The organism is Lawsonibacter sp. (genome assembly GCF_022777125.1).
Lineage (GTDB): Bacteria > Bacillota > Clostridia > Oscillospirales > Oscillospiraceae > Lawsonibacter_A > Lawsonibacter_A hominis.
Genome location: NZ_JALFGV010000057.1, coordinates 1 through 9,251, shown reverse-complemented (window position 1 = coordinate 9,251; position 9,251 = coordinate 1). Strand labels below are relative to the sequence as shown.

7 protein-coding genes are annotated in these 9,251 nt (G+C 63.2%); all 7 read right to left on the bottom strand.

Going from position 1 to position 9,251, the window contains the following annotated elements; genetic code table 11:
- Positions 1 to 317: 317 nt before the first annotated feature.
- On the bottom strand, positions 318 to 1,856 hold the full coding sequence (gene cls, locus MR825_RS04705) for a cardiolipin synthase (protein WP_441328107.1): 1,539 nt from the start codon (positions 1,854 to 1,856) through the stop codon (positions 318 to 320).
- A gap of 18 nt (positions 1,857 to 1,874) precedes the next feature.
- The gene (locus tag MR825_RS04700) at positions 1,875 to 5,348 is read right to left on the bottom strand and encodes a DNA polymerase III subunit alpha (RefSeq protein ID WP_256175884.1); all 3,474 of its coding nucleotides are present in this window, start codon (positions 5,346 to 5,348) and stop codon (positions 1,875 to 1,877) included.
- A 57-nt stretch (positions 5,349 to 5,405) separates the two neighbouring features.
- Positions 5,406 to 5,672, bottom strand: coding sequence for a hypothetical protein (locus MR825_RS04695; RefSeq protein ID WP_186907867.1), 267 nt, complete (start codon positions 5,670 to 5,672; stop codon positions 5,406 to 5,408).
- Positions 5,673 to 5,713: 41 nt separating this feature from the next.
- Entirely contained in the window at positions 5,714 to 6,607 is an 894-nt protein-coding gene (gene whiA / locus MR825_RS04690) for a DNA-binding protein WhiA (RefSeq protein ID WP_186907868.1), read from the bottom strand.
- A gap of 57 nt (positions 6,608 to 6,664) precedes the next feature.
- Positions 6,665 to 7,687, bottom strand: a complete 1,023-nt coding sequence (locus MR825_RS04685; RefSeq protein WP_186907869.1) for a gluconeogenesis factor YvcK family protein — start codon at positions 7,685 to 7,687, stop codon at positions 6,665 to 6,667.
- Between the two features lie 13 nt (positions 7,688 to 7,700).
- Positions 7,701 to 8,561 (bottom strand): RNase adapter RapZ, encoded by an 861-nt coding sequence (gene rapZ / locus MR825_RS04680; protein WP_186907870.1) that lies wholly within the window; start codon positions 8,559 to 8,561, stop codon positions 7,701 to 7,703.
- 14 nt (positions 8,562 to 8,575) lie between these two features.
- Positions 8,576 to 9,251: UDP-N-acetylmuramate dehydrogenase (gene murB / locus MR825_RS04675; protein WP_287879199.1), on the bottom strand; the 676-nt coding region annotated here is incomplete at its 5' end.

The window sequence follows — 9,251 nt, the reverse complement described above, 5'->3', positions numbered from 1 at the left end:
CAGGCTATATGAGCTGGAAGATCCGCGCCGCTTCCTGGGCGGAGTTTCCGGAGACTCAGAAGTGGTTCGCCGTGGGAGAATGCATGTCCCATCTGGATCATCTGGCCGCCCTGGGGCGGATCGAGCGGCGCACCGCAGACGGGCGTGCGGCCTACTTTGCGCGCTCCTGACCGCCCCTCAAAGCCGCCCCCCGATATACAAGCGGCCTAATTTGATTCCGCCGCCTGCGGGCGGCGGAACTCTGCGAGGCGGGCAATGACGATACTCTTTCCGCACACTGAGCCGCCCCCGCCGGTTTTCCGGCGGGGGCGGCTCGTTCACACCAGCGGCGCCACCACCCGCAGGATGGAGCGCAGAAATTTCCGGGGCCAGGAGTGGCCGCGGCACTGTTCCAGGGTGACCGCCTGGCTCCGGGCCTGGGTCGCCAGGAAATCCGCCTTGATCTCCAATACCGTAGGGTCATTGCAAAGCCAAACTCCATCCTCAAAATGCAGGAACATGCTGCGGTAGTCCAGGTTGATGGAGCCTACCGTGCCGTAACGATCGTCCACTGCAAAATTTTTCGCGTGGACAAAGCCGGGCGTGTATTCAAAAATCTGTACGCCCGCCTCCAGCAAGGGCTGGTAGTGGGCGCGGGTCAGCTCAAAGACCAGGCGCTTGTCCGGGACGTGGGGCGTGATGATGCGCACGTCCACCCCGGCCTTGGCCGCGTTGCACAGGGCGGTATTCACACTGTCGCTGACGATCAGGTAAGGCGTCATGATATAAACATAATTCTGCGCCTTGTTGATGAGGTTCAGGTATACCGTCTCCCCCACCGCCTCGTTATCCAGCGGGTTGTCCGTATAGGGCTGCACGAAATGGTTCCCGCCCGGCTCTGCCCCGGCAGGCGGCGCAGGCGCCCGGAAGCGGTCATAGTCCTCCTCTACCTCCCGGATGTATTCCCACATCGTCAGGAACATCACCGTCATGCTCCAAGCCGCCGCCCCCTTGACCTGGATCGCGCTGTCCTTCCAGTGCCCATAGCGCGGCTTGGCATTGATATACTCGTCGGCCAGGTTAATGCCGCCGGTAAAGGCGGTGTGCCCGTCGATGATGCAGAATTTCCGATGGTCCCGGTTGTTCATGCGGATGGAGAGCACCGGTTTGAAGCGGTTGAACGAGCAGCAGGGGATGCCGGTCTCGGCCTCCAGCTTCCGGTCATACCGCATCGGCAGCGTGGGCAGGCACCCCACATCGTCGTAGATGATGCGCACATCCACGCCCGCAGCGTGCTTTTCCTTGAGGATCTCCAGCACAGAGTCCCAGAAGATACCGGGAGCGATGATAAAGTATTCAAGGAAAATATAGCGCCTTGCATGGCGCAGCTCCTCCAGCATCACCGGAAACGCGTCGTCCCCCAGCGGAAAATAGCGGGTATCGGTATTGGTATAGGCGGGACAGTGGGCATACCGCTCCAGGTAACGGGACTGGATCACCGCATCCATTCCAAAGCCCGAAAGGGATTCCGCCTTACAGTCCTGCTCCAGCACCTCGATCATCTTGCGGTCCATTCCCTGCATTTTCCGCCGCATCCGCGCGGAAAGACGGTTGCCGCCGCACAGCAGGTACACCAGCCAGCCGAAGACCGGGAAAATGAGGATCGGGATGATCCAGGCGATCTTATACCCCGGGTCCGTCTGCCGGGAGACGATGATCAGTACCGCCAGGATGGACAGGATCACACAGTTCCAATAAAAATAAACGAAAAAGGCGGAAAAAAACACCATGGACACCAGCAGCAATGCCGCCTGGAAAACGATCAGGGCCGCAATCAGCACCGTCCGGTTGAAGATCAGCGAGGTGAGCTTTTTAATATTCACAGGTAGGCCTCCTCACTTCACGACGACATTTTCCGCCCCCAGCAGTTCCTCCAGCTCCCGTACCAGGGCCGGATGGACCACCACCGGAGTGGGGCTCGTCCACTGGTTTTCCGCCTCGAACTTTGCCTTGAACAGCTCCTCTCCCGGGAACATGGTCAAAATCAGCTGGATCTTTTTCCAGCGGGGGTCGTCCATACTGGGCACACGGATGTAAAGCTTTTTTGCTTTTCCACTCTCTTCGGAAGCGGCGGGTGCGGCTGTGCCCGCCTGCTCCAGAGGGCGCACCCGGTCGCACATGAGCTGGGGCGCCTTCTCGTCCCGGACGGAGATGCGCCCCTCCGCCAGGATGGGCATATTCTCTTTCAGATAAGGCCCGCACTCCGCCAGCACCCGTGCAAAAACCAGCATCTCCAGCGAGCCGGTGTCGTCCTCCAGCGTTACGTAGGCCATGAGCGTATTGTTCCGGGTGGTCTTGGTCTTGGAGGCCGTCACGACTCCGGCCAGCGTGAGGCGCTGGCCGTCCCGGTAGGCGCTGGGCCCGCTCTCCTGCTCAAAGTCGGAGAGCACGCCGCCGATGGGCGCCGCCTGGAAGCGCTTGGCCAGGTCCCGGTATTCGTCCATGGGATGGCCGGTGAGATAAAGGCCGGTGGTCTCCTTTTCCATACGCATCAGCTGACTGCGGCTGTACTCCGGGAGATTCTTCAGGTGCATCGCCGGGGCGGACTCCGTCACGTCCCCTCCCCCGCCGAACAGGTCAAACTGGCCTTCCAGGTTCTTGCGGCGGGTCTGGGCGATCTGGTCCACCACCGACTCGCACACGTCCAGCAGCTGGGAACGATAGACGCCCATGCTGTCAAACGCCCCGCATTTGATGAGGTTCTCCAGCACCCGCTTGTTCAGGTCCGCGTCAAACAGGCGCTGGCAGAAGTCCGGAAAACTGGAAAAGGCTCCCGCCTGTTCCCGCTCCGCCAGCACGGCGTTGATGAATCCCCGCCCTACGCCCTTGACCGCCACCAGTCCGAAGCGGATGTGGTCGCCGGACACGGTGAAATCCGCCCCGGACTCGTTGATATCCGGCGGCAGCAGGGGGATGCCGCATTCCTTGCATTCCGCGATATACTCGGCCACCTTCTCGCTGGAATCCAGTACGGAGGTCAGCAGGGCGGCCATGTACTCCTTGGTGTAGTGATACTTGAACCAGGCCGTCTGATAGGCCACGATGGCGTAACTCACCGCGTGGGCCTTGTTGAAGGCGTACTCGGCAAAGGCTTCGATCTCATCGTAAATATCCTGCGCCGTCTGCTCCGGGACGCCCCGGTTCACACAGCCGGTGATGCCCCGGTCCGAATCGCCGTAGACGAACGATTTCCGCTCCTGTTCGATCTGGGCCCGCTTTTTCTTTGAAATCGCCCGGCGCACCATATCCGCCTGTCCCAGAGTATACCCCGCCAGCTTGCGGAATATCTCGATGACCTGCTCCTGATAAACGATACAGCCGTAGGTCACCGACAAAATAGGCTCCAGAAGCGGGGTCTTGTACTTGACCTTGTCCGGATTGTGCTTGCAGGCGATGAAGCGCGGGATGGAATCCATAGGGCCGGGGCGGTAGAGGGCGATGATGGCGGTGATGTCCTCAATGTTCTGGGGCTTGAGGCCCACGCATACGCCGGTCATCCCCGCCGATTCCATCTGGAACACGCCGGAGGTCCGCCCGTCGGAAAGCATCCGGAACACCTCCGGATCGGAGTCCGGGATATCCGCCAGCGTAAAGCCCGGCTGCTTTGCCGCTACCAGCTTCACGGTGTCATCCAGAATGGTCAGGTTGCGCAGGCCCAGAAAATCCATTTTGAGCAGGCCCAGCTCCTCAAGGGTCGTCATCACATACTGCGTGACCACGGATTCGTCGTTTTTCGCCAGAGGCACATAATCCACCACCGGCCTGCGGGTGATGACCACCCCGGCGGCGTGGGTGGAGGCGTGGCGGGGCATGCCCTCGATGGCCCGCGCCGTGTCGATGAGAGTGCGGATGCGCTCGTCCCCCTCATAGGAGTCCTTGAGCTGCTTGGAGAGCTTGAGGGCGTCGTCCAGAGTGATGTGGAGGGTGGACGGCACCTGCTTGGCCACCGCGTCCACATCGGCATAGGGGATGTTCAGGGCCCGGCCCACGTCCCGGATGGCCCCGCGGGCGGCCATGGTGCCGAAGGTGACGATCTGGGCCACGTGGTCGGCGCCGTACTTGTCCTGGACATATTCAATGACCTCCTGGCGGCGGCGGATGCAGAAGTCGATGTCGATATCAGGCATCGTGACCCGCTCCGGGTTCAGAAAGCGCTCGAAATAGAGGCTGTATTTCATGGGGTCCACATCGGTGATCTTCATACAGTAGGCCACCATGCTCCCCGCCGCCGAGCCACGGCCCGGCCCCACCGGAATGCCCCGCCCCTTGGCGTAGCCGATGAAGTCGGAGACAATGAGGAAGTAGTCCACAAAGCCCATCTGCCGGATGACGCCCATCTCGTAGGTCAGCCGCTCCCGATAGGCCGCCGGGGCGTCGGGGTAGCGGCGGGCAAACCCCTCTTCACAGAGCTTTTGGAAGTAGGCGTCCCCGTCGTCATAGCCTTCGGGCAGCTTGAATTCCGGCAGATGGTGTACGCCGAACCGGAACTCCAGATTGCAGGCGTCGGCGATCTTCTGCGTGTTCTCCACCGCCTGGGGATAGTCGGGAAAGAGGGCCGCCATCTCCTCGGCGGACTTCACATAAAGTTCCTGGGTCTCCATCTTCAGGCGATTGGGGTCGTCCACCGTTTTGCCCATCTGGATGCACATCAGGGTGTCCTGCATCTGGGCGTCTTCCCGGCGGAGGTAGTGGGCGTCGTTGGTCACCACCAGGGGAATGCCGGTCTCCTGATGGATGCGCAGCAGTCCCTGATTGATCTCCGGGTCCCGGGGCAAGGCGTGGTCCTGAAGCTCCAGATAGTAGCCGTCCGCCCCAAAGAGCTCCCGCATCTCCAGCGCGGCGGCCTTGGCGGCCTCGTAATTGCCCGCCAGGATCAGGCGGGGCACCTCCCCCGACTGACAGGCGGACAGGGCGATCAGGCCTTCCGCGTGTTCCCGCAGCAGCTGCTTGTCGATGCGCGGCTTGATGTAGAAGCCCTCGGTAAAGGCCGCCGAGTCCAGAAAACAGAGGTTGCGGTAGCCTACTTCGTTTTTGCACAGGAGGATCAAATGGCGGGCCTCCGCGTCGTACTCGTGGACGCGGTCGGTGCGGCTCCGCGGGGCTACGTAGACCTCGCAGCCGATGATGGGCTTGACCCCCGCCGCCTTGCAGGCCTTATAAAAGTCCACCACGCCGTACATGACCCCGTGGTCGGTGATGGCCACGGCGCTCTGTCCCAGCTCCTTGACGCGCTTGACCAGCTCCGTGATGCGGCAGGCGCCGTCCAGCAGAGAAAATTCCGTATGGACATGCAGGTGGACGAAGGACATGCGATTCAGCTCCTTTTTGTTCTCTCCGGTGAGCGGCAGGGCGGACGCTGCGCCGCCCTACCGCCATTCCATGCGTTTCTTGCACTTGGGACAGGCAAACCCGCCCTCCGAAGTGCGCTCCATGGCCTGTTTGAAGACGCTCTCACCGCAGGACGGGCAGCGCAGGCCCCGCTCGGCGGCCACTGCGCTCACGCACAGCACGGCTCCGCCCAGGATGACGGGCACGCCGTTGTGCAGGAGGTATCCGGCCAGAAGGCCCGCAAAAAAGACCGCCACGCAGCACAGCAGCTGCTTTTTCCAAATGGAATTCAGTTTCCGTTCCATCCTTCCGCTCCCTCTCCCGTTTCCCATCGCCCGCAAGGGCCTCACCGTTTCGCCAGTCCCAACAGCTTTCGCAGCCGGTGATTGAGGGCCGACTTGCTCACCGGCGGGTCGCACAGGGTGCAGAGCTGGGACAGTGTCATTTCCGGATGCGCCATGCGCAGATCCACCGCTTCCTTGAGCTTGTCCGGCAGTTCCGCCAGCATGCCCCGCTGTTCCAGCGTATAGATGGCCTCGATCTGTTCCTGGGCGGCGTCCACCGCCTTGTCCAGGTTGTGGGCGTCACAGTTGACCCGGCGATTGACGCTCCCCCGCAAGTCTTTCTCCGCCTTGGCGTTCATGATCTCCATCGCGGCCAGCGGCGCGCCGATGGCCGTCAAAAAATCCTCAATCGCCTCGCTCTGCTTGAAATAGGTCAGGCTGTTCCCCTTGCGCAGGGTCTCCTTGGGGGAAAACCCCGCCTCCAGCAGCAGCGCGCGCAGCTCTCCGCTGACGCTCAGGTGCGCAGTGGCAAGCTCCAGATGGTAGCGCTTGGCCGGGTCAGTGACCGAGCCGCCCGCCAGAAAGGCCCCCCGGAAAAAGGCCGTACGGCAGTGTTCCTCCTCCAGCACGGCAAAATTGATGTGGTGGGCCAAGCTCTCCGCCGGGTTCTGGCCAAAGGCGGAAAAGAGGGCGCACAGCTTGTCCGGCGCGGTGATCTGAAAGGTCCGCTTGCCCGCCCCTTCCTCCGGCATGCGGTCAAAGGCGAGGCGAAAGGCTTTCTGAAACAGAGCGGGCAGACGCTGGGCAAACTCCGCCGACTCCGTGACGATCCGCACCTGCCGGGGGGTAAACTGGTTGCAATAGAGCAGCACCCCGTAGGCCTCCGCCTGAGCGCAGCAGCGGCGGGAGAGGGACGAGCGGCACAGTTCCGCTTTCACCTGTGAAGAAAAGGACATGGGCTACCTCCCCCCCGCCCCGGCAAACCGATGAGAAGAACGCTGGTCCAGGCGGGTTTAAAAAATTTTCGTGTCCGCCCGTTCGCTGTAGAGTTCCATCACCGCCTGGGCCAGACGCCGGACGGAGTGGCGGGCGTAATCCTGGGTCTCGGAGGCCAGGGGCCGCTCCACCACCTCCACGCCCAGCGCTTCGATCGCGTCCCGGTCCACAACGATGGGAGCGGCGTCCTCTTCCCGGTAGCGCTCCAGCAGGCCCTGGCGCACGGGGGCGCAGTTGCACAGGCACAGGTCCACCAGCGCCGGGGCGGAATGGCGCAGCAGGGCCTTCACATGGTCGCAGGCCGTCATGCCCTCGGTCTCCCCATCCTGGGTCATGATATTGCAGATGTAGATCTTCAGCGCGTCGGAGGCGCACACCGCATCGGAAATGCCGTCCACCAGCAGGTTTGGGATGACGCTGGTATACAGGCTTCCCGGCCCCAGCAGGATCAGGTCGGCCTGACGGATCGCACGCACCGCCTCCGGCAGCGCCTTGGGATGCTCGGGCAGCAAGCGCACACTCTCAATGCGGCAGTCCTGAGCCTTTTTGAAGGCACAGATCTTGGACTCCCCCAGCACCGTGGCGCCGTTTTCAAAGGTGGCCTCCAGCGCCACGTCGGCATTGGTCACCGGCAGCACCCGGCCGGAGATGGCCAGCACCTGGCTCATGCGGGCCACCGCCTGGTCGAAGGAATCGGAAATGCCGTTGAGGGCCGCCAGGATCAGATTCCCGAAGGACTGGCCCGTCAGGTTGCCGGAGCCTGCCGGGAAGCGGTAGGTCAACAGCTGCTGCATGACCGGCTCCACATTGGCCAGGGCCTCCATACAGTGGCGGATGTCCCCCGGCGGGGGCATGCCAAGGTCCTGGCGCAGCCTGCCGGATCCGCCTCCGTCATCCGCCACGGTGACGATAGCGGTCAGGTTCTTGGTGTGGTTTTTCAGGCCCCGCAGCATGGTGGAAAGGCCGGTGCCGCCGCCGATGGCGACCACACGGGGCCCCCGCTGCTCCCACCCGGCCTGGGCGCATTCGTCATGTTCCATCACTGCGCCCTCCTTATGCACGGGTCATGTCCCGGTGGTTTTCCGTGGCCGGATAGCCCTTCCGGCGGATAAACTCCGCCAGGGCGCGGGTAATGGCGACGCTGCGGTGCTGTCCGCCGGTGCAGCCCACACCGATGACCAGCACCGTCTTTCCCTCCTCCACATACTGCGGCAGCAAAAAGCCCATCAGATGCTCCATATGGGTCATAAAGTCGCGGGTCTGCTGGTAGCCGAAGACGAAGCTGTACACCCCGTCGTCCAGGCCGGTCTGATGGCGCAGCTCGGCAATATAGTAGGGGTTGGGCAAAAAGCGCACGTCGAACACCAGGTCGGCCTCGATGGGGATGCCGTATTTAAAGCCGAAGGAGATGACGTTGACGCTCATCGCGGGCGTATCCGCCCCGCCGCCGAAGATCCGCAGCACCTCTCCCCGCAGCTTGGCGTTGGTCAGGGCCGAAGTGTCGATGATGTACTCCGCGCGCTGCCGGACGGGTGCGAGCACCGTGCGCTCCTGGCGCACCGCCTCATCCAGGGAACGGGACGCGCCCGCCAGCGGGTGGATGCGCCTGGTCTCCTTATAGCGCTTGATGATGGTCTCCACGCCGGCCTCCACGAAGAGGATCTTATAATCGCAGCCCATCCGATGCAGCGCCGACAGCGCCTCGAAGAGGCCCTCGAAGGTCTGTCCGCCCCGGATATCGGTGACCAGGGCCACCCGCTCATACCGCCCGGGAGAGGCCATGCACAGCTCCGCAAATTTCGGGATCAGCGGGGCGGGCAGATTGTCCACCACATAAAATCCGATGTCCTCCAAAAAGGAGGCCACCTTACTTTTTCCCGCCCCGGACAGGCCGGAGATCAGTATCAATTCCATATTGGTCACAGTCCTCAAAATCCCAAAAATTTCACTTCCGGCTCCAGCGCTACGCCGGTGCGCGCCAGAACCGTCTCCTGGACACGCGCGATGAGCCGCCGCACGTCGTCCGCCGTGGCTCCGCCCCGGTTGACGAGAAAGCCCGCGTGCTTCTCCGACACCTGGGCGCCGCCCACCCGCGTGCCCTTGAGCCCGCATTCCTCGATAAGCGCGGCGGCAAAGCGCCCCTCCGGCCGCTTGAAGGTGCTCCCGGCGCTGGGCCACTCCAGGGGCTGTTTCTCCCGCCGTTTGGCGGCCAGCTCGTCCATGCGGGCCTGGATGGCCTCCGCATCTCCCGGCTGGAGCTCCAGCTCCGCCTCCAGGACAAGCCAGTCCGGGTGGTCGGAGAACAGGCTGTGCCGGTAGGTCAGGGCGCACTCGGCGGCGGGCAGGGTGCGCTCCTCCCCCGCCCCGTCCAGATAGGTGACTGCGGTGAGCACCTGAACCATCTCCCCGCCATAGGCCCCGGCGTTCATCACCACTGCGCCCCCCAGAGTGCCGGGGATGCCGTGGGCGAACTCCAGGCCGGTCAGCCCCCGGCCCAGGGCCGCCCTGGCCAGCCGGGCCAGGGAGATGCCGCTCTCCGCCCGCAGGCGGCGGTTGGCCTCCCATACCCGATCCAGGCCGCTCACCTTGAGCACGAAGCCCTCG

Excerpts from the sequence above, each read along its gene's own strand:
- MR825_RS04695 (WP_186907867.1), bottom strand. The coding sequence starts at position 5,672 with ATGGAACGGAAACTGAATTCCATTTGGAAAAAGCAGCTGCTGTGCTGC.
- whiA (WP_186907868.1), bottom strand. The coding sequence starts at position 6,607 with ATGTCCTTTTCTTCACAGGTGAAAGCGGAACTGTGCCGCTCGTCCCTC.
- MR825_RS04700 (WP_256175884.1), bottom strand. The coding sequence starts at position 5,348 with ATGTCCTTCGTCCACCTGCATGTCCATACGGAATTTTCTCTGCTGGAC.
- MR825_RS04685 (WP_186907869.1), bottom strand. The coding sequence starts at position 7,687 with ATGGAACATGACGAATGCGCCCAGGCCGGGTGGGAGCAGCGGGGGCCC.
- rapZ (WP_186907870.1), bottom strand. The coding sequence starts at position 8,561 with ATGGAATTGATACTGATCTCCGGCCTGTCCGGGGCGGGAAAAAGTAAG.